General features: G+C 63.0%; 18 protein-coding genes and 1 pseudogene. 11 read left to right on the plus strand and 8 right to left on the minus strand.

The window, feature by feature from the left end:
• Nucleotides 1–119 precede the first annotated feature (119 nt).
• Nucleotides 120–722 carry a hypothetical protein gene (locus J4G43_RS02415; protein ID WP_028149968.1) on the plus strand — a complete coding sequence of 201 codons (603 nt, stop codon included), beginning with the start codon at nt 120–122 and terminating at the stop codon, nt 720–722.
• Nucleotides 723–729: 7 nt separating this feature from the next.
• On the opposite strand, the gene J4G43_RS02420 is transcribed toward J4G43_RS02415, so the two are convergent.
• The 5 genes from J4G43_RS02420 to J4G43_RS02440 form a co-directional block, all read right to left on the minus strand.
• Nucleotides 730–1206, minus strand: a complete 477-nt coding sequence (locus tag J4G43_RS02420; protein WP_208083953.1) for a hypothetical protein — start codon at nt 1204–1206, stop codon at nt 730–732.
• Nucleotides 1207–1244: 38 nt separating this feature from the next.
• A complete protein-coding gene (locus J4G43_RS02425; protein WP_028149967.1) occupies nt 1245–2141 on the minus strand; it encodes a 3'-5' exonuclease in 897 nt (298 codons plus the stop codon).
• Nucleotides 2142–2211: 70 nt separating this feature from the next.
• A complete protein-coding gene (locus tag J4G43_RS02430; protein ID WP_049831728.1) occupies nt 2212–3126 on the minus strand; it encodes a DUF4357 domain-containing protein in 915 nt (304 codons plus the stop codon).
• Nucleotides 3127–3181: 55 nt separating this feature from the next.
• Entirely contained in the window at nt 3182–5245 is a 2064-nt protein-coding gene (locus J4G43_RS02435; protein ID WP_166346683.1) for an AAA family ATPase, read from the minus strand.
• 175 nt (nt 5246–5420) lie between these two features.
• Nucleotides 5421–6020 (minus strand): hypothetical protein, encoded by a 600-nt coding sequence (locus tag J4G43_RS02440; protein WP_028149964.1) that lies wholly within the window; start codon nt 6018–6020, stop codon nt 5421–5423.
• Nucleotides 6021–6316: 296 nt separating this feature from the next.
• Between J4G43_RS02440 and J4G43_RS02445 the strand changes: the two genes are divergently transcribed.
• The 9 genes and pseudogenes from J4G43_RS02445 (at nt 6317) to J4G43_RS02485 (ending at nt 21468) form a co-directional block, all read left to right on the plus strand.
• Entirely contained in the window at nt 6317–6553 is a 237-nt protein-coding gene (locus tag J4G43_RS02445) for a hypothetical protein (RefSeq protein ID WP_049831727.1), read from the plus strand.
• A gap of 585 nt (nt 6554–7138) precedes the next feature.
• The gene (locus J4G43_RS02450) at nt 7139–13309 is read left to right on the plus strand and encodes a DUF3320 domain-containing protein (protein WP_208083954.1); all 6171 of its coding nucleotides are present in this window, start codon (nt 7139–7141) and stop codon (nt 13307–13309) included.
• 135 nt (nt 13310–13444) lie between these two features.
• On the plus strand, nt 13445–14722 hold the full coding sequence (locus tag J4G43_RS02455) for a metallophosphoesterase family protein (protein WP_208083955.1): 1278 nt from the start codon (nt 13445–13447) through the stop codon (nt 14720–14722).
• A pseudogene (locus J4G43_RS02460) lies at nt 14722–15264 on the plus strand (ATP-binding protein); the annotation flags it as partial. The gene J4G43_RS02455 and the pseudogene J4G43_RS02460, both read left to right, overlap by 1 nt.
• Nucleotides 15265–18159: 2895 nt before the next feature.
• Nucleotides 18160–18435, plus strand: a complete 276-nt coding sequence (locus J4G43_RS02465; RefSeq protein ID WP_175627494.1) for a hypothetical protein — start codon at nt 18160–18162, stop codon at nt 18433–18435.
• A 113-nt stretch (nt 18436–18548) separates the two neighbouring features.
• Nucleotides 18549–18908 (plus strand): hypothetical protein, encoded by a 360-nt coding sequence (locus J4G43_RS02470; protein WP_224517676.1) that lies wholly within the window; start codon nt 18549–18551, stop codon nt 18906–18908.
• 12 nt (nt 18909–18920) lie between these two features.
• On the plus strand, nt 18921–19370 hold the full coding sequence (locus J4G43_RS02475) for a hypothetical protein (protein ID WP_028149960.1): 450 nt from the start codon (nt 18921–18923) through the stop codon (nt 19368–19370).
• Nucleotides 19371–19451: 81 nt separating this feature from the next.
• Nucleotides 19452–20480, plus strand: a complete 1029-nt coding sequence (locus tag J4G43_RS02480; RefSeq protein ID WP_208083957.1) for an IS110 family RNA-guided transposase — start codon at nt 19452–19454, stop codon at nt 20478–20480.
• 265 nt (nt 20481–20745) lie between these two features.
• Nucleotides 20746–21468, plus strand: coding sequence for an SOS response-associated peptidase (locus J4G43_RS02485; protein ID WP_028149958.1), 723 nt, complete (start codon nt 20746–20748; stop codon nt 21466–21468).
• 34 nt (nt 21469–21502) lie between these two features.
• Here the strand turns inward: J4G43_RS02485 and J4G43_RS02490 are convergent, their stop codons facing one another.
• From J4G43_RS02490 to J4G43_RS02500, 3 genes are all read right to left on the minus strand, one after another.
• Nucleotides 21503–21916 (minus strand): nuclear transport factor 2 family protein, encoded by a 414-nt coding sequence (locus J4G43_RS02490; RefSeq protein ID WP_028149957.1) that lies wholly within the window; start codon nt 21914–21916, stop codon nt 21503–21505.
• A 193-nt stretch (nt 21917–22109) separates the two neighbouring features.
• Complete coding sequence (locus J4G43_RS02495) at nt 22110–22748, minus strand: class I SAM-dependent methyltransferase (protein WP_028149956.1); 639 nt, start codon at nt 22746–22748, stop codon at nt 22110–22112.
• 22 nt (nt 22749–22770) lie between these two features.
• Entirely contained in the window at nt 22771–23505 is a 735-nt protein-coding gene (locus tag J4G43_RS02500; protein ID WP_028149955.1) for an SDR family NAD(P)-dependent oxidoreductase, read from the minus strand.
• 278 nt (nt 23506–23783) lie between these two features.
• On the opposite strand from J4G43_RS02500, the gene J4G43_RS02505 reads away from it, so the two are divergent.
• Nucleotides 23784–24692 (plus strand): LysR family transcriptional regulator, encoded by a 909-nt coding sequence (locus J4G43_RS02505; RefSeq protein WP_028149954.1) that lies wholly within the window; start codon nt 23784–23786, stop codon nt 24690–24692.
• The last annotated feature ends 2 nt before the right edge of the window (nt 24693–24694 follow it).

Raw genomic sequence — 24694 nt, forward strand, 5'->3', positions numbered from 1 at the left:
AACTTCGAATGGTTTCAGTGGGTAATTAAGAACACTGGCCAAGTTTGTCCAGTAAACGGCTTGACCGGCGACCGGCACCTTCCTAGGTTCGAAACCACACGCCCCACCGGAACGCCCGCGTGATTTCCTCGATCGCCCTCGGAAACGTCGTCGCAGACGCGCTCGGCGAGGGTCGCCCCCGGGTGCAACTGCAGCTCAAACGCATCCGCGCCGCCGATCACATCAGCTTCAAGGGCTACGGGCGCGGGGCCGCGGCGATGGGCTCGCTGGACGCCGCGAGATTGATGATCGCCGTGGCGGGCGCGCTGTTCGCGACCGACGCCCTGGAGGCCCTGCTGCGGTTCAAGGACCTGCCCGGGACGTCGCCGAAGGGAAACGGCCGCGTCCTCGAAGGATTTCTGAAGGAGCGCATCGACGCCGTCAGGAGCGGCCAGGACGCTTCGTTCTTCGGGTCCGCGATGGCGCGTCCCTTCAATCCGGCGGGCGAGGCCGCCCTGAAGCTTATTTGGACCGGTCCGCCCGGTAAGAATGGACCATCCGCCGCCGTCGTGAGATGGTTCAGGAACGACGGCAAATCCGATGCGGCGACTTTCTCGAACGTGGCCTCATCGCGGCCCATCCTCGACGAAGGAAGGTTCGCCGCCGCGACCGGCGGAGGCGAACTCGTCCGGTCCGCGACCGTTCCGACCAGAGCGCTGCACACGATCGCGGCCGCTCTCTAGAAAGAAATCATTTCCGGAGGGGCGGGACCAGCTCGTCGGCGAACTCGCGGGCGAGCGAGCGGCGTTTCTCCGGTCGGCGGGAAGCCAGATCGCACCGGGTCATCTCGCGCAGCGCCGCCTTCGTGGTGTAGAGCCTGCCGGCAATGAAGGCGACGGCCAGGAGGCCATCGCGCTCGGCCGTGCGCAGGCTCGACACCGAGAGGGGGCCGTTCGGCCAGAATATTTCGACCGCTTCACGGAACGAAATCAATTCGGTTTCTCCTAAATCACTGGGGTCCCGCCGCAATTCCGGGCGGCGGCGACCACGGCTTCGGTCGTCGCGCACGGCCGGATCTTTTCGGGAGGGCGTTTCGAGGACCATCGTATCGGCTCCACAGATTTTCGAAGAAAGGATCACCTTCTCGAGCAAACGAATCCTTCGATTGGCTTCACTCTTCACCAAAAGGGCCACGGCGGCGTCAGCGAGGCCGATTGCCATCAGCATCGCCGGCTCCGTTCCCGCGGCGCCCTGCCCGCGCGCGGTCAACTGCGGTCGGAATAGCGGTCGTAGGCGTCGACCCGCCGCGCCTCGATCTCGAGGTCGGCGCGGCGGTAGATCTCCCTGCGCAGGAATTCGTGTTCCGCCTCGATCGCGTCGCGCGCCACGTCGACGAACCAGGCGCGCGGACGGCCGTCCCCGCCGGCATCCCAGCGATAGCCCCTTCTCTTCAGCGTCTCGCGCAGCGCGTAGGGCGCGCCGGTCGCGCGGATCCGCCAGCCCGGCGTGCGGGACGATCGGAGCAGCACGTCGAGCGCGCGGCGGCCGCTGACCGGAAGTGTCCGCGCGAGCAGATCGATGCCGGCGCGGCAGTCGTCGGCCGCGCGATGGCCGTGGTGGAAGAATCCGAAGCCCGCGGCGAGCTGTCCGAGTCTCCCTCCGTCGAATCCTTCGTGCGCCCACGGAATCTCGCGCCAGGAGCAGGCCCAGGGAAGATCCCGGAACGCGCCGCAGAACCTCTCGGCGAAGCGCCGGTCGAAGCCGGCGTGATGGGCGACGACGAGTTCGGCGTCGGCGACGAAGGATTCTACTTCGACCGGATCGATCGACGCGCCGGTCAACATCGCGTCGGTGATGCCCGTGAGCGCGGTGACCTCGCGCGGAACGGGACGCCCGGGGTCGCGCAGGCGATCGAAGGATTCGTGCACGGCGAAGATGCGGCCGTCGTCCGCGAAGTCGAACGGCACCATCGCGAGCTCGATGATCTCGTCCGTGGCCGGATCGAGACCCGTCGTCTCGACGTCGAGGAAGATGCCGCGATGCGCGGTGCTTCCGTCGGACACGTCGTAGAAAGACCGCGGCTCCAGGCGCCGCAGGATCCTGTACCGGCCGCTCGCCTCCAGCAAAGCGGCCGCGCCTTCCATCTCGTCCGTCGCTTCCAATCGCGCTCTCCCTGCAAAGTCCTGCCGCCACGCCCGGCCCGCGCCGCTGCGGCCTCCGGTTATCGGTGATCTAGGGCGCCAACCAGATGGCCTTGTTCACCGGCACCCATTTGCCGGGCGTGTGGGCACCGCACAGAATCTTGGCGGCGATCGAAGTCGACGGAAAGGCGACGGCGGCGACGAGCCGACGCCGGTCGGAGACGCCCGGAATCGCCGACAGAACCTTCGCATCGAACAGCTCGTCGCGACGCGACCGCGTGAGCGCATCGACCGAGCCGTTGGTCTCCTCTCTGACCTCGGATCCGGCGGCGACGACAAAACGGTCGGCGGCCCAGTAGCCCCGAGCCCAGAGCCCGAGATACCGCATCTCGAACTCGTCGGCCCCGAGCGGCGCGCTGGTAACCCCGATCGACATCGGACCGCCATCGACCGAGTCCCCGGTGCTCTCCGCCGCGGGTGGTGGCTGGCGCGGGCAGGGCTCGGATCCAGCCGGCACGAAGATCCTGCAACCGGCATCGTACAACAGGCGCAATGCGTCGCCGTACACGCGGTCGTGGGTGGCCCGGACGGCAGCCGTCATTCGCGGCTGGACCGGGTTCAATCCCTTCGCCACCGTCACGACGCCGCAGTCGATGGCCTCCCGCGTCAATCGGAATTGAAAGTCGAGGCCGAGAGCCTTGTCGAACGAACTGTCGTCGCAGCCGGTGACGACGAAGACGTCGCGGCCGAAACTCTTGGACGAGTCGGCGCAATGATCGGCGAGGCGACGCGACACCCGATTGCTTTCGCCGACGTAGGCCACGCGCCCGTCGGTCATCAGGTAGCTGCCCGGCGTCGCCAGCAGGTCCGCGCCGGAGACCGACGCCAGATCGCTCATGGGAAACGCGTGGACTACGACGCGGCTCGCGCCGTCGGAGATCACGCGATAGCCTCCGAGCCCGCCGTTCGGGCGGTGGATGATGGTGGTCGTCGAACGATCGGTCATGTTGCCCCCGATTGCTGTTGATGGATGGCCGGCCCCGCAGCGCGTGGCGGCGCCGTCATCCCGGCGCGGGAGGATGGTCCGCGAAGATCCGGCGGGCTTCGACGCCGGACAGGTGCCGCTTCGCGACGAGGACGGAGGCGATGGCGTCGAGCGCTGCGCGATGCCGGCGGACGATGGTGACCGCAGTTTCGTGGAGGCGGACGAGATCTTGGTCGACCAGTCGCCGCAGATTCGGATCGATCCGCAGGAGGTCCATCGCCGATTGAGGGTCGCCGAGATAGGCCAGCCCCCCGCCGAGACCGGTCGACAATCGCAACGAGGCGATGGCTCTCGTCGCCAAGGCCAAGTCGCTCGACTCGTCTCCCCCGGCATTCGCGGCGCAGTCGCCGTCGTAGACGACGACCTCCGCCGCACGCCCGCCGAGGTGGACGATCGTACGGTTCTCGATGCTCGCGCGGGTCTCGATGCTCCGCCGCCGGCGAAAGATCGTGCGACCGAACGCGCCGCTATCGCCCACCAGGTCGATAGCGACCAGCTCCTCTTCGTCGAGGGCGAAGGCGGTCACCGCGTGACCGGCTTCGTGATCCGCGATGCGCCGCAGAGTCGAAGCGTCGAGATCGACGGGCGGCGCCATGGCCTCGATCAGATCCTCCACGCGGACCGCGCGCTTTTCCGTGCGCGCGGCGCCCTTAGCGACCTTGACCGCTGCGGCGAGCTCGGCCGGGCTTCTGCCGATGCCGATCTGGCCTATAGCCGTCAGGTCGGCGTCCGCGAGATCCCCGGCCAGATGATGGCGCACGATCGACACGATCCCGTCCGGCCCCGGAGCCGCGAATGCGATCACGCGGTCGAGGCGGCCCGGGCGTATCAACGCGGGATCGACGCGGTCCGCGTAGTTCGTCGCTGCCCACACGAATACGCCGGGGCGGTCGCCGCCGGCCGCCGAATCCAGGAGAGTGAGGAATTCGGCGACGACGGCAGTCCACCAACTGGACGCGCGCGCGTCCTGGTGCAGGGCTGCGCGCGTGGGCAGAGCGTCGATCTCGTCGAAGAGTATCGCGCACGGCGCGCCAGATTCGGCTTTGGCGAAGGTCTCGCGCACGGCCTTGATCACGGAATCCAGATATCCGGCCGAGGTCGCGAAAAGTTCGGATATCGACGTCGCGACAAGCGGGATGCCGAGGTGAGCGCTGAGCACGCGGCAGAAATATGTCTTGCCGAGGCCCGGCGGCCCCGCGAACAGCGCGTTCGTTCCGACCCCGATTTCATGCCACTTGAGCGTTCCGGCCTTGTAGTCGGCGAACTCCCGGCCGAGCGCCAGAGCCCAGTCGCGGGCCCGCCCATATTCGACGGCATCCTCCATCCGAGGCAGGCGATCGGTGCGCGGTGAAGACAAGCGACTGGCGGAGCGACGGATGCGCTCGACGATCTCCGCCGCGCTCGAGCCGGCGCGGAAGCCGGACACGATGTCGTGCAGGTCGAGGGTCCCGAGACCGTCGATCCGCTGCGGATCGACGGTGTCGCCGACGAACAGAGCGATGGCGCGGTCGAGTATCCCGCCGTCGATCTTCAGGTCGATCGTGATGTCGGCCCCGGCGGCGAGCACGCGAGGAAGCGTCGCGACCGACGGCGCGATGCCGACGACCATTCGCCCCTTCGCGAGATGTGCCGCGACCTCGCCGTTTCCGACCTCCGCCTTGTGCCCCGACTTGCTGGAGCCGTCTCGCGCATAGACCCGCGCTTTCGGGTTCAGGCGCTCGATGGCCGTCTCGACCGGCGCCACCCAGGCGGCCGCCGGAACGCGGATGATGACAGCCAGCGGCTCGGGGCCGGACAGGCGTGCCCGCATGTCGTCGTCCAGCGCCGTATCCAGCACCGCTTCTACGATGCAGCGGGCGGGGTCCGGGCGCTCGCGCGACGCCATGTCCTCCTCTTCATTCGGGACCGGGACAACGGATCCTTCGTTATCTTCCGCGACGTCCGTCTCGTCGTTCGTGCTTCTCTGCTCTTGCGCCGCAACCGCCCTGCCAAGCGCTGCGAAGCCGCGCTTTCCGGACCGACGGATCTCGTACGCCTTCTGGCCGGCGGTCTCTGCGCCGTCGTCCTTCTGCTTGGTCATCATACTCCTGACGTGCTTGGCGGTCGGATGTCGCCGACGTGGCGGTACAAGGATTAGGGCGCCAGCGGCCCGATCCGCGGACGTTCGATGCACGCGGAATTGCGCACGGCAAATAGGCTGTCCCGCGCGAGACGTGCTCGCGCGGGACAGCCGCGTACTTCGGACGTTGCGAGGATTATGCGCCGAATGCGCGGAGAGCGACGGCGGATCCGGTGTGGCCCGACCGCACGATCAGGTCCTCGGTGATGCCGTCGTGGAGGTCTAATTCGACCGCCCCTTCGCACGCGAGCGCGAAGACCACCGCGCGGGCGTCGCCGCGCGTGGCGACCGATCCGATGAGTTGGGCCAGCCCGACGGGCCCGCCGATCTCCAAGGCTTCGCGGATCGCCGCGCGATCATCCGCGTGGACGCGGACGGCGTGGTGGCTCCACACGTCGCGCGCCGCCGAGCACCGCGGTTCCGCATGCACGTCCGCGGCGTTGATCTCGATGATCCCGTGGCACTTGCGGGCGAAGGCGAGCTGCGTCAGGGCCTCGGCCACCGGGTCGTGGACCGGACGGGCGTCGACGATGTCGATGGCAAAGCGGCCATCGAAGCGTTCCACGATGATGCCCTGTACGGGCACGATGCGCTCGTCGATGATCACCTTGTTCTGATACTCGACGCGGCGCACATCGCCGTCGAGCGTCGCCTGGATGAGGAGATCGCGTGTCACCGTGCTGGTGAAGGGAATTGCCCGGCTGGCTTTGTGGCTGATGAACAGGTTCTTCTGCATCTATCCTCGCTGATATTCGTCGAATGAAAACGGCGAACAGCGGTCGCCTCTCGCGGACTTGCGCGGGGCCGACCGGGGGGCAGCAAATTCTCCCATGTCAGAGATGAAACGTCTTGGCGTCTCAGATTTAGATCACAAGACGCACCGAAAGTCAAGTAAAAGATATCTGAAAGATATCTATTAGCTATCTATTGGATATCCGGTACCGCCGATCAACAGCTTTATGGTTACCGCCCCTTAGCACTAGGCAGCCGTCCTGTTAGAATCCGGGCCGACTTCAGAAAGGTGCGACTGAAATGGCGAAGGCGGCGAAGACGACCAAGGCGGGCGCAACTGAATCGGCGAAGCCGACAGAATCCAAGCGTACAGACGGGCGGAAAGCGTTGCTGGTGTACATGCAGACCGATCTAATCCAGGCCGCCAAAGATGCGGCCTCGGACAACGAGGAAAACGTCTTTCAGTTCGTGGAGCGAACCGTGGCCAAGGCGCTCGGCTGGAAGAAACCGAAGGGCTCCAAACGATGGGTACCCTGAGTTCGCACGGCCGCAGCGCTTCAGGGCACCGCGGGGTACGTGTGTCTAGGTACCGTGTCGTTCCACTGACGGTGTTAGTACTCCGACCGTCATGGGCCGTGGGAGGCGGCCCTCGTCGGAGAAAATGAGGACAGGCAGTATTCGCTGCCGAATCGGGGTGACGAGCGCCAAGCCATGGGAAGCCGGTCGGGCCGCCGCTGCCGACGACGTCATTCTTGATTCGCTGGCCTCGGCTTATTTGGAACTCGACGAGCCCTGCGCCAAGCCACCTTCCCATGATACCGGCCAGGAGGTCGCCGGACATCCATGATCCGACAAGCACACGACGGCGGCCCGAGCGGCCAAAGCACTGGGACATGAAGAAAGGCGATTTCGGGCCCTTCGTTGTCGTCTAGGCATTTTGCAAAGTTGGCTTGGTCGTCGCGATAGGTGTCGGAGAACTGGGCTTGGCTCCCGTTCGGCGGCGCAAAATCGAAGGCCCTATGGATCAGCGGGGGATGTTGTAGACCTTTTGATGTGCACGAAACGGTTGTCCGCGGAAGAGCCTTCTTGGTAATGGTCACTCTTTCAGTGGGGGGAAGTTCGTTGACTGTTCTCGACGAGCCGAACGAGGAGCTTCGGTTGGCTGGGCTATACGACCGCCTCCGACTAAAGCTCCTGGATCTTTCTAAAAAGAACCGAATGCTGAACTACAGCCTCGGCGCGAGATCCAAACGGCACCTTCAGATCGTCGACGAGGTGATGGAGGAGGTCTACAGGAAGCTCGCCGGCGAAGATGCCTCCCTGAGGATCGACCCTCTCGAAGAGCCCGAAGATATTCCGCCCGAAGAGAAGACCGAGGAGTTCATCGCAGCGCTCGAGCATGCGAAGGTCTCGAACCTGGAATATCTGACGAAGCTTCAAGCTCTGGAAAGCTCCGGACGCGACGACGATTCGTCCTTAGGAAAGCTTGAGCGCGAGCTTCGCGATCACATCCGAAGGGAATTCGATTTGCCTCCTCGGCCCAAGAAGGCCGAGATCAACCGCGCGGAGCACGCCCGCCGATCGAACATCGATCCCAATCCGGAACTCGGACGCCTCAAGGCGAAGCCATCGCATAGCGACGCCGCACTCCAGACGCTCAAGTTTCCTGACGAGCTGGAGCGAGTGCTGGAGAAGGTCGTTGCCGATGCGCGATTGTCGGAGCAGGAAATGGGGCTTTCGACCCTATTCCTGTCGTTCGGTTTTCTGGAATGGTACGAATCCGACAATTCCGACAAGAAGGCGTTCGCGCCCTTGCTCTTGCTGCCTGTCGCGCTGGAGGTGAGGAAGGCCTACGGACGCAATTCGTTCTATTTGTCGGCGACCGAATCGTCCGCCGAGTCGAATCTCAGTCTGCAGAAGCTGCTGGAAACGGAGTTTCACCGAAAATTGCCTTCTTTTGAAGGTAGCGACGAAGAAGGATTGGGCTCTATCGAAGCATATCTCGATCTGGTGCAGGAGGCCATCAAGGATCTCGGACGATGGCAGATAAGACGATGGCTCGTCCTAGGTCATTTCGCCTTCGGTCGGTTCGCCGTCTATGCCGACCTCAATCCTGCAAATTGGCCAGTCGATCCTGCAGTCCATCCGCTAGTCGGATCCATCTTGCAGGGTGCAGACAAGAGCTTCGAGGGCGACATCGCGCTCATCCCGAGCGACCCGGACGACTATCTGATCGATGATCCGCAGATCGAGGCGTCGGCGCCCTTCCTGATCCACGATGCAGACGCTTCGCAGCACAGCGCGGTCATCGACGCGATGAAGGGCCGCAACCTTGTCATCCAAGGGCCGCCTGGCACGGGCAAATCGCAAACCATCGCCAATATCGTGGCAAACGGTCTAGCCGCGAACAAGACCATCCTCTTCGTCGCGGAGAAGCAAGCCGCGCTCGAGGTCGTCAAGAGACGGTTGGAGCGCGCAGGACTCGGCGAGTTCTGCCTCGAGCTTCATTCGGACAAGGCTTCACCGAAAGTCGTGCTCGAAGGTCTCCAGAAGCGGCTGAAGACTGCGCCGGTCGGCGCGCCCGCGCCCCAAAGCGCTTCTTGGCACGTGAATCGGAAGGAGATCGCGAAGTACCTCGAAGCCCTTCATAGCCATCGGCCAGGCGGACAGACGCCCTTCGATCTCATCTGGAAGGCGCTGCGAGAATCCGCTGCCGCGCCGGAGGCCGTCGATGCCTTCAGAGCCGTGAAGATACCGGAGGAGTTGCTGGACAGCCCCAGCATGCTCGCCGACGCGGAGGCCAGTCTCTCGCTTTTCGCGGGATCCAGCGAATACTTCGCCCGATCGTTCGGACATCCGGCTCAGTCGCCATGGCACGACATCGAGATCGATTCTATCCAGAGCACCCAGATCGCTGCGCTCATGCAGATACTCGTCTCGCTGTCCGCCACTTCCCGCGAGCTCTCCGCGCGGATCGCCGAGAACATTGATTTCGACGTCACCTCTCTGCAGGATCTGCGGGCCATCGTCGAGACCAGCGCGCATCTCGGCGGACGGACAGTTCCGGAATCGGTCGGTCTCGTCGCCCCTCTGGATCATGTGCAGTTGGCCTCCGCGCTCACCGCGGCCAAAGAGTTGCGCATAACCAGCGACATGATCGCGCGCCGGCCGCAAATTCCGGTAGACGATCCCGAGTTCCTGAAGAGGTTGACGGACCTCCGGTCGATGCCCTTGCGCGAATCGTTCTTCGAGAACACGCCGGCAGAGCTGACCCGCCTGGCTCGCGAGACGGTTGACGCAGATGTCAAGATCAAGGACGCACTCACCGCTCTTTATCCGGTCCTCGAGTTGTTTCGTCTCGACGGCAATTGGCCGGCGAACAGGACGGATGCGATCGCTAAGGCCATCATCGTATCGACAAAAATTCCCGCCGAATACCGGTCGGGCCTGCACCTGAACCAGCAGATCGACGTCCCCGCCTTCGAAGCCCTCCGCGAGAGGTGGGGCCATCTTATGGCCGAAGAACGTGGCTGGAGGACGAGGCTTTCCACGTTCGGTCCGAATGCATGGCCACGCCCCGCGGAATTGAGGGCGTCAGCGACAATCTTCCAGAAATCGGGCCTGGGAAAAGCCTTCGCGACGATCAGCGGGGCGGCGAAGCCTGCGCGCGAACTCGTCGCGCGTCTTGGATTGAGCCACGCGCCGGCGCCGGCCGAAGACCTGCTCCGATTGGCTGCGCATGTCGAGTCGATCTATGCGTTCGACGACGACGAAGCCGCGGCAAACCTCTTCGGCTCAAGCTGGGAAGGGTTCGACACCAAGTTCGATCAGATCGCATTCGGGATCAAAGCCAGGCAGTATTTCGCCGAGCAGATCGGCCAGGAACTGACGCAGCGATTGATCGAAATAGACCCTGAAGGCGTCCGCCAGCTCCATAACTTCGAGGAAGCTGCCAACACCGTCCGGAAGACGATCGCGAAACTTGGGAGCCGGCTCGATGAGCGCTCCATCGATCTGACGATCGACATGCTGGCGGACGAAATCGCCACCATGAAGCGCGTGGCGGACCTCGATGAAGAAGGGTTTCTCGGCAAGTTCGACCTATCGGTGCGTGAGCTCTCCGAGATTGCCGCGCTCCACAAGGAACGCGACCGCGTCCAAAGACTACTCGACACCTCGCCCTTGAAGTATGCTGCAGAGGAATTATCGCGGGGACCGGCCGGAATCGACGATGCATTCGCCTCGATCGATTGGCTCGGGGCGCTGCGACGCCTTCCGATGCCGACATTTCTTTCCAGCAAGCTGAGTTCCTCGGGTGCGTCCGATGCGTGGGCGCGAACGCTGGCGATAGCTTCGAAAGTCCAAGCGGATCTGCAGGCACACGACGATTTGCAAGATCGGCTCCGAGTCGAGTTCGGCATCAAAGCTCTCTCGCGACTCGATCTGGGCAGGCTTTCGGAAGTGACCGCCGAGCTCCTTCAGCATCGGGACGAGCTGCGCGAACTGCTCGGCCTTTATAGGGAGCGGCGGGGGCTCGAGTCGTTGGGATTGAAGGAGTTCCTCGATTGTGCCGATCAGCGCCGGATCGACCCCGGTCGTCTGACGCAACTGCTGGGAGCCGTGCTGGCCTACCGCGGGGCGGAGCTCGCCAAGAGGTCCTCGGAAGCCCTGCACGCGAATACCGGTGCCTCCCTGGAAAACCGCCGTAGGCAATTCGCGGACAAGGACCGCGCGAAAATCCGCGATGATCGAACTCGCATCAAGGCGAAACTCCTGCAGCGGCAGCCCATGGCTGGAACGAATTTCGGCAAGAAGAAGATCTGGACCGAGATGGCCCTGCTGCGGAATGAATTGGAGAAACAGAAGCGATTCGTCCCGGTCCGAACGCTGCTGGCTCAGGCGGGGCGCTCGATCCAAGCCCTGCAGCCGTGCTTCATGATGTCGCCGCTGTCGCTTGCGAAATTCCTCAAGGCAGGGTCTCTGGCATTTGATATCCTTGTGATCGACGAGGCTTCGCAGATGCGCCCCGAAGACGCGCTCGGTGCCATGCTCCGCTCGAGGCAGATCGTTGTCGTCGGCGATCCGAAGCAGCTTCCTCCCACCGATTTCTTCGCTCGATCCGGCGAGTCCAGCCCGGAGGAGGACGACGACTTCGAAGATCTCGACGACGAGTCTATCTTGGAAAGCTGCCAAAAGACCTTCGGGTATCGGCGGCCATTGAGATGGCACTACCGCAGCCGATGCGAAAGCCTGATACGGTTTTCCAATGAGCAGTTCTATCGCCGAGAACTGGTGACGTTCCCGGCCTCCAAGCCCGAATCCTTTTCTATCGATCTGATCAGGGTGGACGGCACCTTCCAAGCCCGATGCAACCCCGCCGAAGCGAGCCGTATCGTCGAAGAGGCCATATCGTTCATGCGACACTATGCAGGGCTTGAGGAAGATAAGATCCCTTCCTTGGGTATCGTCGCCGTCAATCTCCAGCAGCGCGAACTGATCCGGGAGGAATTCAACCGTCTGCGCGCCGACGACCCTCTGGTCGACCTCTACCTCGACAAGGTTTTGAGCAGGGGTGAGGAATTCTTCGTCAAGAATCTTGAAAACGTCCAGGGAGACGAGCGGGACTTCATCTTCATCTCGATGACGTACGGGCGCGAGCCGGGCGGCACGGCGGTCAAGCAGCGATTCGGCCCAATCAACAGCAAACAGGGCCATCGGCGATTGAACGTCCTCTTCTCGCGTGCACGAATGCGGATCGGATTGTTCACCTCCTTTGGGTCGGCCGACGTCGTTCCTTCGGCCGACAGTTCGGAAGGCGTCCATACGCTCAAGAAGTACCTCGAATACGCGGAGACCCGCGGTCGCGTCTCGACCATGCCTGGCGACGACGCCGAATCCGATAGCGACTTCGAGGTGGAGGTCGCGGAAAGATTGCGCGCGCACGACTACGTCGTCGACTATCAGGTCGGCGTCTCCGGTTACAGGATCGATCTTGGCGTGCGGCACCCGGATCACCCGGAACGCTATCTGGCGGGCATCGAATGCGATGGCGCGACATATCATTCCAGCAAGAGCGCGCGCGACAGGGATCGGCTTCGGGAGGAGGTCCTCACGGACAAGGGCTGGGATATCCTCAGGGTTTGGTCCACCGATTGGTTCGACAATCCGAGCCTACAGACGGCGCGGCTCGTCGAAAAACTTGAAGCGCTCCGAATAAGGCCGCCGAGCAGCGTCGATGAGTTCGAGTTCCGCTTCGAAACGCAACGCGTCGGCCAGGATGAGGGGCAGGAAACCGACCGATCGTCGGCCGAGACATCGTATCCGCCGTCCACGGAGGATAACGACCATGGTGCTACCGGAACGTCCGACGAGGCTTCGCCTCTAGTTGGGCCCGGCTCGTTCTCCGAGCAGGACTGCTTCTTGGCTCTCAATCACTTCCGCAGCCACGTGATAGCGACCGAGACCGCCGACTGGGATCCGAACCGGTCCATCCTTCGGGATGCCATGATCGAGACGTTCGTCCGCCAAAGGTTCGCCGATCCGGAAGAGTGGTTCGAGAAGGTGCCCGGCTATCTTAGGCAGGGCACCAATCCCGCCGAAAAGAACAGGTATCTCGAACGCATCTGCGAGATCGTCAGCAGGCTGGATCAAAGCCCCGGAGAAATTCATCCTACTGACGTCGGGAACGGCAGCCCGGCCCCGACGCTGCCGAGGATCGGATCGTCGGGCTTCCGTTTCGGATCGGAAGCGACGACGGAGGCAGGGAGCAACGGGACCGAATATTCCGCGACGAATTTCTCGGAACTGGGACTGAAGCCGGAAGCTTCGAGGTTCTACGATCAAGGCTACGAAACCGTACTGCAAAGTATGGTCGCGCACGTCCTGAGACACGAATCGCCGATATATGAGGACCTGCTTATCGAGCGGATCGCCCGTGCGCATGGATTTCAGCGGTCAGGCGATCGGATACAAAGGGCCGTCGCCAAGGTCATCGGGAAGCAGTATCGTCGCACGAAAGACGATGGCAGAACGGTGGTTTGGGACGACGGACAGGCTTCCAGAATCGTCACCTATCGCAACTGCGAGCCGGATGTTCGATCGCATGGCGACGTACCTGTCGCCGAACTTGCAAGCCTTGCCGTGCCATTCATCCGGGTGCGGCTGTCGGACGACGACATCCTCTACAGAATGGCGGACCATTTCAAACTGGGACGACTTCGCGAGCCTACGCGAGTTCGCTTCCAGATGGCCGTCGATCTCGCTCGAGAGGTCGCGCGTACTGCAGAGTCCTAGCTTTCACGGGACGGCGGAGCAATTCCCGGAGACTGGGGATATCGAGGACGTCGACATCCCGTTCTTTCGTGAAGGGATCCGATGATTCCCGGCCGCGGTAAACTCCGTCGATTCGAAAAGCATGCGAGTTCTTAGATGACTGCCTACCGTTTCGTCCATGCGGCCGACATCCATCTCGATTCGCCTTTGCGCTCGCTCGCCCTGCGCGATCCCGCGCTGGCCGAGTTCATCGGTAACGCCAGCCGTCTGGTTTTCACGCGTATCATCGATCTGTGCCTCGAAGAAAAGGTGCAGGCGCTTCTGCTCGCCGGAGACCTCTACGACGGCGATCAGACATCGATGAAGACTGCCCGCTTTCTCGGCGAGCAACTTCGCCGCCTGGAGGCTGCTGGCATCGAGGCCTTCATCATCCGGGGCAACCACGATGCCCTCTCCAGGATAACGAAGGAGCTTGTTTTTCCCGAGAACGTGCACCTGTTCGGTGGACGGGCCGAAGCGATCGAAATCAGGCGCGACCGCGGAGAACGGCCGATAGTGATGCACGGCCTCAGCTTCGCGAAACCGCAAGCGCCCGAAAGCCTCCTCGCCAAATACCGTCCGCCGGTCGATGGCGCCATCAACATCGGACTGATGCACACCAGCTTGGGCGGATCGCCGCCGCACGACGTCTACGCCCCGTGCAGTACGAACGATCTGTTGAATTCCGGTTTCCGCTATTGGGCTCTCGGACACATCCACAAGCGCTCGGCGACGGAAGGATCCTGCGCCATCGTGATGCCCGGGATCCCGCAGGGGCGGGATATCGGCGAAGGTGGGCCCAAATCCGTGACCCTGGTAAGCGTGCTTGACGACGGTTCGAGCGTCCTCGACGAACGGATCGTCAGTCTGGCGCAATTTGAGCGGGTCAGCATCGATTCTTCGGGAGTAGCATCGTGGTCCGATCTTGTCGCAAGGCTCGAGACGACGCTTCGCGACGCCGCGGCCCGATCCGACTCCGACCATCTCGTCGCTCGGCTCGCGATTTCGGGTACGACGCCCTTGGCCTGGAACATACGTCGCGATGCCGACCTATTGCGGACGGAGGCCGAAGCCCGTGCCGAGTCGATAGGCAACATATGGATCGAAAAGCTGGAAATCGATTGCCGGCGGCCTGTCTCCATCGCGGCGGGAGAGGCCGACCCGGTCGAAGACCTTCGGAGGACGATGAACGACGAGGTCGTCGGATCCGAGGGGTTCCGAGCAGAGGCCAACGATGTCGTCAACGATCTGATCGCGCAGTTGCCTCCGGAATGCCGGCGCAACATCGTCCCGGACGATAGCGGGCTGGCCCAGCTCGTCGAACGGTTGGCCGGTGAGGGGGCCGAAGAAATTCTGGCGCGGCTTGCGGCCGGCGACGCGGGCGGAGCGCGCTGATGCGAATTCGCAAGCTAGGTCTTCGCCGATATGGCAAGTTCACGGACGCGTTCATCGATTTCGGGGAGCCAGCCGTCGACAAACCCGACATGCACATCGTTTATGGGCCCAACGAGGCCGGGAAATCCACGGCGATGTCGGCATGCACGGATATGATCTACGGCATCCCGCCGCAGAGCAGGTTCAACTTTCTTCACCCCTATGCGACGATGCGGATCGAAGCCGAGATCGAAATCTCGGGAAGGGTCCGCGGCTTCTCCCGGATCAAACGCTCTAGCAACAGCCTGCTGGATGAAGCCGGCAACGCCGTTCCCGACACCTTGCTTGTCGGCGAGCTCGGAGGCCTCGATCGCAACGCGTATCAGACGATGTTCTGCCTCGACGACGAGACACTCGAGGCGGGCGGAGAGAGTATCCTGGCCAGCAAGGGCGATCTCGGCCACCTGTTGTTCTCAGCCACCGCCGGGCTCGCAGATCTGAGCGATCGACTAAGCTCCGCACAGGAGGAGGCGGATGCCTTCTTCCGGCCGGGTCGACGAGCGGGAATCCTCGCCGAGCTCAAGAAGACCTTGGCAGCCCTCAAGGTGGAACGGGAGCGGATCGACACGCTGGCAACCGAATACGCTCGCCTCGTCATAGAGCGCGACGAGGCAACCGCAGCCTATGCCGAAGCTCTCTCCCAACGGAGCCGGACGCAGGCGCGGATCGAGGAAGTGCAACGGCTCATTAACGCCATGCCGCGGCTCCAGTCCTTTCGCGCCCTCCGCGCCGAGCTTCTTCCTCTCGCGTCCCTGCGCGAAGCGCCCGCGTCTTGGAGCCAGGATCTCCCCGCATTGACGATGCGGCAGACGAGATTGGCGGCACAGGCGCAATCGGTCGCGGAAACCATCGCAGATCTGCGAAAGGAGCTCGAAGGTCTCGTCGTGAACGCTTCGGCTTGCGGACTGAAGAGCCGCATCGAATTGTTGACGGATTTGCGGGCGCGGTACATCATGGCCGAGAAGGACCTTCCGGAACGCCGCCTCAGTTTGGGGCTTGCCGAGCAAACGATCGCACGTGTTCTGGCTCTCATCGGTTACGAATCGGAGCAGAATCCCGCGCGGCTCGTTCTGTCGGCCCCCGTGATGGGATGCCTCCGCGATCTGATGGAGCAGCGATCGGGCGTCGATGCGGCCTTGGCTTCGGCCGAAGCCGAACTCGCGAAGGCCGCCGACGCCCTTTCGGAAGCCGAGGCGGCGGTTGGCGAACAAGGCGCCGGACTGGATGACGCGACCACGGCGACATTGACGGCGATCATCGCGAGCGCCCGCCAGTCCGACGACGCAGCTCGGCTGCGTGTGGCGGATCGCGTTCGCGCAGAGCGTGCCGACGAACTCGAGGATTGCCTGATCGAACTGCTTCCTTGGACGGGAGGCAGGAACGAGCTCCGTTCGGTCCCGGTGCCGACGCCGGACCAGCTTCGCCGATGGATTGCGACTGAAGCGGATCTTTCGCGCGAAATCGCACTTCGGCAAGGCGAATTCGACCGCCTCGATGCTGACGTAAAACGCCTCGAAGCGAAGATCGAAGCCCTACGCTCCGCCGCAGGCGTGATAAGCGACCAAGAAGCGGGTGATGCCAGATCTGCGCGCGAGGCCGCTTGGGCGGTCCACAAGAAGGCTCTTGACGCGACGACCGCGGCCGACTTCGAGGCCGCGATGCGGAAGCTCGATCTGGTCACAGAGCAGCGATCCAATCAGGCAGCCGGCATCGCGGATATGAACCGCGCGCTTTTGGATCTGGCCGAGGCCGGGGCTTCTAGGGAGCAGGCGCGTCGGCGATTGGACGAAAGCCTCAGGAGACGCGCGACGTTGGCCGGCGAGATCGGGGAATCCGCTCGCGCTATCGGCAATGGGCTTGAAGAGGCGATCGGTCTTACCGGGCTGAATCTGTGGATGCAGAAGCGCGACCGGGCGATCGACGCGGAAGGAAAACTGACCGCCGCCGAACGGGAATGGCGGCGCTCGCAGGATGATGCGGCCGGTTCGCGCGAGCGGATCGCGGAGGCCATCCGTGCGGCAGGCGTCGAGATCTCGCGCAGCGACGACATGGCCGCGATCCTGGCTGCAGGCCAAGCCGCTTTGGACCGTGCCGCCGGCGCCAGAAACTTGCGGGCGATCGCCGAAGCGCGAGCTCGCGATCTGAAAACTCGCGAGAGAAGCCTCGATCATGCCAGGTCGGCAGAGCGATCATGGAAGACGGCATGGCGAGAGGCTTGCCTGGCTTGCTGGCTCGGCGAAGGCGGGGGTGAACCCTCGATGGCCGTAGTGCGAGAAACATTGGAAGCGCTGATCGACCTGGGGTCGGCGCTGGAGAAGAAAGCCGAATTGACCGATCGCATCTCCAAGATGGAGCGCGATCAAACTCGATTCCGGGCCGAGGTGGAGGATCTTGCGAATCTGATCTGCCTGCCTGCGAACCCTCCGGACGTTCTAGGGCGCTGCGATGCCATCGTTGACTGCGTCGCCTCCGCGACGAAGACGCTCGATCGTCGGCTCGAAATCGAAGCGCGGCTTGCGGCCGAGCAGGACAAAGCCCGATCGGCCGCAGACGAATTGGCGGAGGTGCAGAGCCGGGCGAGCGTAATGATGAACCACTTCGAAACGGATTCCTTGGCGGAAGTTGACGGTCGTCTCCGGTCGCTTGCTCGCAGGGCGGATATCGAGACGCGTCTGAGCCAGGCGCGCGAGGAGATCCTCAAAGGATTGAAGGTCGAGACGATCGAGCAGGCCGAGGATGCGCTCGACGCGGTAGAACGAGGCTCGCTGGAAGCCGAACTGATCGAATTGAAGACGCGGTTTGAGGACGAGGATAGCCGAAGCCGCGAACGTTTCGCGTCACGCAACAGGGCGGAAGACAGGATCGCCGCTGTCGGAGGCGATGCTGCGGTCGCGGTTCTTGAATCGAAGCGGCGCACGGTCTTGATGACGATGGAAGACCGTGCCATCGAGTATCTCAAATTGAGGCTCGGAATAGCGGCAGCCGAGCGGGCGCTCCGAGCTTACCGCGACCGTCATCGAAGCTCGATGATGGCTCGAGCGTCGGAGGCATTCGCGCTAATAAGTCGGGGCGCCTATTCCGAACTCCTAACCCAGCCCTCGAACGGCAGCGAGCTTCTGATCGCGAAGGGAGTCGATGGTAGCTCCAGGATCGCTTCCGAACTGTCGAAGGGGACGCGGTTTCAGCTCTACTTGGCGCTGCGGGTCGCCGGCTATCATGAATTCGCCCGAACCCGCGCTCCAGCGCCGTTCCTTGCCGACGACGTGATGGAGACATTCGACGATTTTCGGGCGGAAGAGGCATTCCGTTTGCTGGCGGCGATGGCCCGCAAAGGCCAGGTAGTTTATTTCACTCATCACCGCCACCTCTGTGAGATCGCGAAGGCCGTCGAGCCATCGATAAAAATCCACACGTTGAAGGCTGAGCCGACCCGAGGATGGGCTCTCTCGATCTTGAAGGAAGCTGGCGCGATCCGGGAATGCGAGGAGCACGGCTGGATGCAGGACTGCGCCGACCCCCATGCCAGAGAGCGTGCCTTGGGGATCGCGCGTCGCGATCCACTCGTCGGGCTTTCCGATGAAGCCGTCATGGCACTGATAAGAAATGTCCTCGACGAGCTTGGCGACACGTGTCCCGAATGCGCCCGGGAGCAAAGTGGTCAGCTGGCATCCTGATTAGGATCTCTCTAATTCCATCGCCCGATCGGACTCGACATTTGTTCTCTTTATGTTCTAATTCAGCGATGTCCGACCGACCCGCGAGCTGGCGCATGCCGACCCGAGCCCAAATGGAGAAGATGGCCGCTGCCGTCGGCAGAAAGATACCTCCTGCGCGCGCGCTGGCTCCGAACGACGACCTCCCGCCCGAATATTGGCAGGCGCTCCTAGCCGACGCTCGCACCGACGAGGCCCATTTGCCAGGCCGCCAGCCCGAACGCTCGCTGCGGTTGGACCAAATTCCTCAGCATCTGCTGAGGGTGGGCTGCCGGCGTTGCGGTCGCACCGTTGAGATCCAGAAGGTCGACGCGATTCGCCTGTATGGTCGGGATTCGATTTGGCGGAACGTCAGCCAACGTTTGCTGGACAACACGTGCTCTGAGCGGACCGGGCGCCATGAGGAAGACGGCTGCTGGCCGTCATACGACTGACGGCGGCCGGCCGTGGCGCCGAAGCACCATCCCACCCCGCTTAGCGGCGGCGACCGCAAGGCCCTGCAGAAGGAGCTCGGCCGGGCCCGCGCCATGACGGGCATCCTCGCCGCCCAAGCCGCCGAGGCCCGCGCCAAAGGCGAGGCCCTGATCCGTCAGGCCGACAAGTTGCTCGCCGAATCCTGGAACGAAAGGATGTGGAGCGACGGCGAGCCTATCGATCCATCGCCGACCGTCGACCAAGCCGTCAACGGTGGCTATCCCTGGCTCGAAATCGAATGCTCGCGCTGCAAGACCAAGCGGGACGTCGACTTGGCCGCGCTGTCCCATCCGCCGACAACCTTCGTCCATGACTTGGCGAGCCGACTTCGCTGCAGCAAATGCGCCAAGGCTAATCGCCGGCCTGCTGCCACGCTGCTACAGTTGGCGCAGCGCCCTCGCCAGGCCGCCCCGGAGACCTGACGATGTGCTGGTGTGGACGGCCTCTCATCCCCACGGTTCTATGGCGCTCTCAGCGTCACGGCTAGATGAGAGGAAAGTCTGATGAATCTTCCTGTTCGTATCGGTATGGACACTTCTAAGTCGGTTTTCCAGCTTCACGGTGTCGACGAGAACGAGGTGGTGGTTGTCCGCCGCCAGTTCCGGCGAGCCGAGATGATCCGCTACTTCGAGCGGCTTCCACCGGTTCTCGTCGCCATCGAGTCCTGCGGCAGCTCACATCATTGGGCGCGCCTGCTGCAGTCGTTCGGTCACGAGGTGAAGCTGATCCCACCTCAGTACGTGAAGGCTTACGTGAAGCGCGGTAAGAATGACGCGGCCGACGCCGAGGCATTGTGCGAGGCGGTCACCCGGCCGAGTATGCGGTTTGTACCGGTGAAGTCAAAGGAACGGCAAGCGGCCTGGATGTTGATGACCGTGCGGGAACGCCTGGTCAGCGTGAAGTCGCAGCTCTCCAATGCTTTCAGGAGCTATGCAGCTGAGTTTGGCATCGTCGGCCCCGCCGGCCGGCAGAACGTCACGGCACTCATCAAGCGGGTGCTCGAGGATGACAGCTTGCCGGAAATGGCACGAGACCTCTTTCGCCTTCAGGCGGAGGAGTATGCCGCGGTCCAAGCTCGCCTAGCAAAGATTGAGGCCAAGCTGATGAAGTGGCACCGCGAGGATGACGTCAGCAGGCGTATTGCGACGATTCCCGGCGTCGGTCCGATTGGGTCTGCCATGCTAAGCATGAAGGCGCCTCCGCCAGAGACGTTCAGATCGGGCCGTGACTTTGCGGCTTGGCTCGGACTGACGCCCAAGGATCATTCAACTGGAGGCCGGCAAAGACATGGCGGCATCACAAAGGCCGGAGATTCAGCGCTCCGATCGACGTTAATCGTCGGTGCGACCGCGCTGCTGAGGCACATCCGAAAGGGTCGTCACAAGCCCACACCCTGGCTCGCTTCGCTGCTGGAGCGAAAGCCGCCGAAGTTGGTCGCGGTGGCGTTGGCTAACAAGTTCGCCCGCATCGCTTGGCGCTTGATGATATCGGGCGGAGTGTATAACCGGCCGATAGCCGCCATGCCTGTCTGATCTGAAATCGGCGCCGCGAGAGAGGTTGCTCAGCGGATAGCCCACGAACTTGCAGGACGCGGTAGATGGAAGGACCGATCGGTCAATACGCGCGAGCTTCCGTAGATTACACTGGCATCATCAATGTCGCCTATGTGCTTGGAGCGTGCGTAGCGAACACCATCTTGGCCAGCGGACCTTGTCCGCGCAAACAGGCCGGACATCTGACAGCAAGCGATCAGGTCAAAAGTCTGCTACCATCCTGACAAGTGGGGGGGCCGTCCACATCTGCAATCTGTATTCGATCACCACCAACCAAGCCGCGATCAGCGCCCTGTTTCGCGTCGTCAACCGGTACGTCGGCAACCTCGCGCCAATGCCGGGTGTCTTTCCCGACTACAAGGCGCCAATCGTCCGGAACGGCGCCAATGGTCGGGAACTCGCGACCGGGCGGTGGGGCATGCCGTCCTCGAGCCAAGCCCTCCTGCAGGCGACCAAGAAGCGCGCGGAGAAGCTGCAAGCGAAGGGCAAGACGGTCGACTTCAAGGAATTGCTCCGGATGGAGCCGGACGGCGGCACCACCAACATCCGCAACGTGAAAAGCAAACACTGGACGCGCTGGCTGGGCCCCGAGCACCGCTGCGTGGTGCCCTTCAACTCGTTCAGCGAGTTCAACAAGGCCGAAGGCGGCGACATCTGGTTCGCGCTCGATGAGACCCGCCCGCTCGCCTGCTTCGCCGGCATCTGGACGAGCTGGACGTCGGTCCGAAAGGTCAAGGAGGGCGAGACGACAAACGACCTCTACGGATTCCTGACGACGGATGCCAACGCCGAAGTCTTCGCCATCCACCCGAAGGCGATGCCGGTGATCCTGACGACGCCGGACGAGGTCGAGACTTGGATGACCGCGCCGGCGGAGGAGGCCCTGAAGCTACAGCGCCCGCTGCCGGACGGCGCGCTGAAAATCGTAGCCCGGGGCGTGAAGGAAGATGTGACGCCGACGGAATAGCGTTTTACGCAGGTCCGTAGAACGGCTGGACCAGCTAAAAGCTCAGGCCCTCCATCTTTGAGGCCCGCGCCAGTGCTTGCGTGTCGATGTATTCCCGGATGCGTGTGAGTTTTCGGTCTCGAACGGTTATTGCGAAGACCCAATGATCCTCGAACGTCTTGTTCGTAGGTTTAACCGTCCCCTCGGCGAATCCGACGACGAGAACCCGATCTCCCTGCGCTACGAACTCCGGGGGCGCCGGGTAGGAAATCTGCGTCGCTTCGGCAGCCTTCTGAAGTAGGCCCGTCAATCCGGCGTGCCCGCGGTACGTGCCGGCCAGCGCCCAGTCCTTGCCCGGAATGATCCACTCGATGTCTTCGGCGCACAACGCAAGCAGTGCTTGCCGATCGCCGCGACCGAGTGCGGCAAAGAAATCCTTTACGATCGAAGTATTCTCTTCGACGCTCATGGTTGGTCTCCTTGTTTCGTATTCGAATCGGCGAGTCCGGGACAAGGCCCGATTCAGCGCAGCCCGCCTTCATTCGACCGTTCGGCGAGACTGGCGGCCTGCGCCAAGCGACAGGTTTCCTCGATACTCAAACGAAGATTGCGCGGGAACACGGAGACCGGATCGCGGACCGTGCACGATCGATCGCGGACGCTTACCCCTTGGGCTTCTCGAACCGATAGGCGAAGCGATCGGTCTCGCCCTTGATCGAAGGGTCGAACACCTTGACGGAGTGCGTATCGTACGGGTTCGCGAGCATGGTGCTCTCACCATCTAGTACGAAGCCTGACGCTTCCACCTCCGCCCGAACCGAGGAAGGGTCGATCCGATGCAGCGATTGGGCGTCGTTCGTGCCCGTGCCCGCTGCGGCTGCGTGATCGACGATCACGTAGGAGCCGCCCGGCTTGAGCCGCTCGAAGACGGCCCGATTGAAGTCGGCTGCCGTCCCGCCCCTCGCTCGCATCAGTTCGGTGTGGAGATCGTGGTAGAAAAGGTGAAGCCACAAGACATCCGCAGGAACGGCGACGCCGGGCAACGTCACCAGATCCGCGGAAACGGCTTGCACGTTCTCTCTGCCAGGCTCTTTCGCCAGCGTCTGCACGCGTCCGACCGGATCGTTCTTGAAGTGGGCGACTTCCGCCGGCACGAAGCTGTAGACGCGCCCTTCGGGCCCTACGATGTCGGAGAAGAGACGGGTCCAATCGCCATCGCCGGGGTAGACGTCGATGACGGTGGAGCCCGCACCGACGCGCGAGAAGCGGATCAATTCGGATTGTTTCGATGAGGGGTACATTGGTGACCTCCGATGCGCAAATTCAGATGGCCGAGAAGCCGCCGTCCACGGACAACTCCAGGCCGTTCACGAAACTCGAATCGTCCGAAGCCAGAAACAGCGCGGCCGCCGCGATCTCCTCGGGACGACCCATCGTTCCGCGCGGGATCAGCGACTCGAACATTCGCTTCGCGTCTTCGGTGAGAACCTGGTCCTGCATGGGGGTGGCGATCGGCCCCGGATGCAGCACGTTCACCCGAATATTCCTGGCCTTCAATTCGTTGAGCCACCCGCGTGCGAAGGCGTGCAACGCCGCCTTGCTCGCCGCATACACGCTGTAACCGGGAAAGCCTTTCAGCGAAGCAACCGATCCGGTCATGAAGATCGATGCGCCATCGCTCAACAGCGGCAGCGCCTTTTGCACGGTGAACAGAGTTCCGCGCGTGTTCAGCCCAAAGGTCACATCGAAATGCTTCTCAGTGATCTCGCCCAGCGGGACGGCTTCGCCGATACCGGCGCTCGCATACAGGACGTCGATCCTTCCCTTTTCCCGTTTGACCGTGTCGAACAGGCGGTCGAGGTCGTCGAGATTGGCCGCGTCGCCGCGCACACCGGTCACGTTGCGACCGATCAGCCTGACCGCCTCGTCGAGCGCTTCCTGCCTCCGACCCGTGATGAAGACGTAGGCGCCTTCTTCGACGAACCGCTTGGCGCTCGCCAGCGCCATGCCGCTCGATCCGCCCGTAATGACTGCAACCTTACTGTCCAACTTTCCCATGACGTCTTCCTTCAGGCTTTGCTTTTGATGGTTCGGGGACGTCCCCGCGATCTCGTCGAAATAGGCCTGGCTGCGCTTGGCTTTGAGTGCGCAAACGCGCACATCGCTGGTGCGAAATCGAACCGGACAGGAGGCTTGGGCCCCCGGCATGGCCTTTTTGGTGTCCAGTCGTCGGTGGCCCTTTTTCGTCGCAAAAGCCTTTGCAAGCCCTATTTTCGGTTGTTCGGCTTGCTACATGGAGGTTCCGGAATGGGCACGAACCGGTTCCGGATTGCACCATGATCGACTGGGACGACGTTCGCTATTTTCTCGCCGTCGCGCGCGGAGGCTCGGTAAGGGCAGCCGCCGAACGCGTCGGTGTGAATCATGCGACCGTGCTGCGGCGCGTCGCACAGCTGGAAGAACGGCTCGGCGCGCACATGTTCGAGAAGCTGCCCTCAGGTTACCGCCTAACGGCAGCGGGCGAGGAGGTTCTCGAGCTCGCTGAGCAGATGGAAGCGTCGTCGCACCAGCTGGAGACGCGTGTCTTCGGCCGGGACCAGAGCGTACGCGGGCTTCTGCGAGTGACGCTGGCGCCGCCCCTTTCGACGCACCTGCTCATGCCGGACTTCGCCGAGTTCGCGCGTCTGCATCCGGACATCGAAATGGACATCTTGGCATCGGGTGAGTTGGTCAACCTGACCAACCGGGAGGCCGATGTCGCCATCCGCGTCGTCTACGACCGCAAGACCCTGCCGCTCAATCTTCACGGTTTGAAAGGGCCGGAAGTATTCGGAGGCGTCTACATGTCCCGCGACCGACTCGCCGCATCGCGTGCGGGCGCGCCGGATCCCGTCCGGTGGATCATCATCAGCATGCACGGGATTCCGGACTGGGCCAGCGAAGGCGAGGTCCGCACCACGCGGGTTCCGTTCAGAGTCACGGACGCCGAGAGTCAGATCGCCGCCGTACGGCAAGGACTCGGAATCACGACGCTGCCGTGTTTCGTCGGAGATGCCGACCCTCTGCTGGCGAGAGTGCCGGGCAGCGAACTGCACATGTACGGCACGCTTTGGCTTCTCACGCAGGGAGAGACCCGCAAGACGAAGCGCGTCCGGCTTTTCACCGAGTTCCTAGCCGGCAAACTCTCCACACACGCTCAGCTTCTTGCGGGTTTGACGAAGACGAGTCCGCGGACAAAGCCATGAAG

The organism is Bradyrhizobium barranii subsp. barranii, from assembly GCF_017565645.3.
In the GTDB taxonomy this organism is placed as follows: domain Bacteria; phylum Pseudomonadota; class Alphaproteobacteria; order Rhizobiales; family Xanthobacteraceae; genus Bradyrhizobium; species Bradyrhizobium barranii.

Coding starts and splice junctions, on each gene's coding strand:
- J4G43_RS02420 (WP_208083953.1), bottom strand. CDS start 1,206: ATGCTGATGGCAATCGGCCTCGCTGACGCCGCCGTGGCCCTTTTGGTG.
- J4G43_RS02435 (WP_166346683.1), bottom strand. CDS start 5,245: ATGACCAAGCAGAAGGACGACGGCGCAGAGACCGCCGGCCAGAAGGCG.
- J4G43_RS02495 (WP_028149956.1), bottom strand. CDS start 22,748: ATGTACCCCTCATCGAAACAATCCGAATTGATCCGCTTCTCGCGCGTC.
- J4G43_RS02430 (WP_049831728.1), bottom strand. CDS start 3,126: ATGACCGATCGTTCGACGACCACCATCATCCACCGCCCGAACGGCGGG.
- J4G43_RS02445 (WP_049831727.1), top strand. CDS start 6,317: ATGGCGAAGGCGGCGAAGACGACCAAGGCGGGCGCAACTGAATCGGCG.
- J4G43_RS02455 (WP_208083955.1), top strand. CDS start 13,445: ATGACTGCCTACCGTTTCGTCCATGCGGCCGACATCCATCTCGATTCG.
- J4G43_RS02440 (WP_028149964.1), bottom strand. CDS start 6,020: ATGCAGAAGAACCTGTTCATCAGCCACAAAGCCAGCCGGGCAATTCCC.
- J4G43_RS02480 (WP_208083957.1), top strand. CDS start 19,452: ATGAATCTTCCTGTTCGTATCGGTATGGACACTTCTAAGTCGGTTTTC.
- J4G43_RS02470 (WP_224517676.1), top strand. CDS start 18,549: ATGGAGAAGATGGCCGCTGCCGTCGGCAGAAAGATACCTCCTGCGCGC.
- J4G43_RS02490 (WP_028149957.1), bottom strand. CDS start 21,916: ATGAGCGTCGAAGAGAATACTTCGATCGTAAAGGATTTCTTTGCCGCA.
- J4G43_RS02500 (WP_028149955.1), bottom strand. CDS start 23,505: ATGGGAAAGTTGGACAGTAAGGTTGCAGTCATTACGGGCGGATCGAGC.
- J4G43_RS02505 (WP_028149954.1), top strand. CDS start 23,784: ATGATCGACTGGGACGACGTTCGCTATTTTCTCGCCGTCGCGCGCGGA.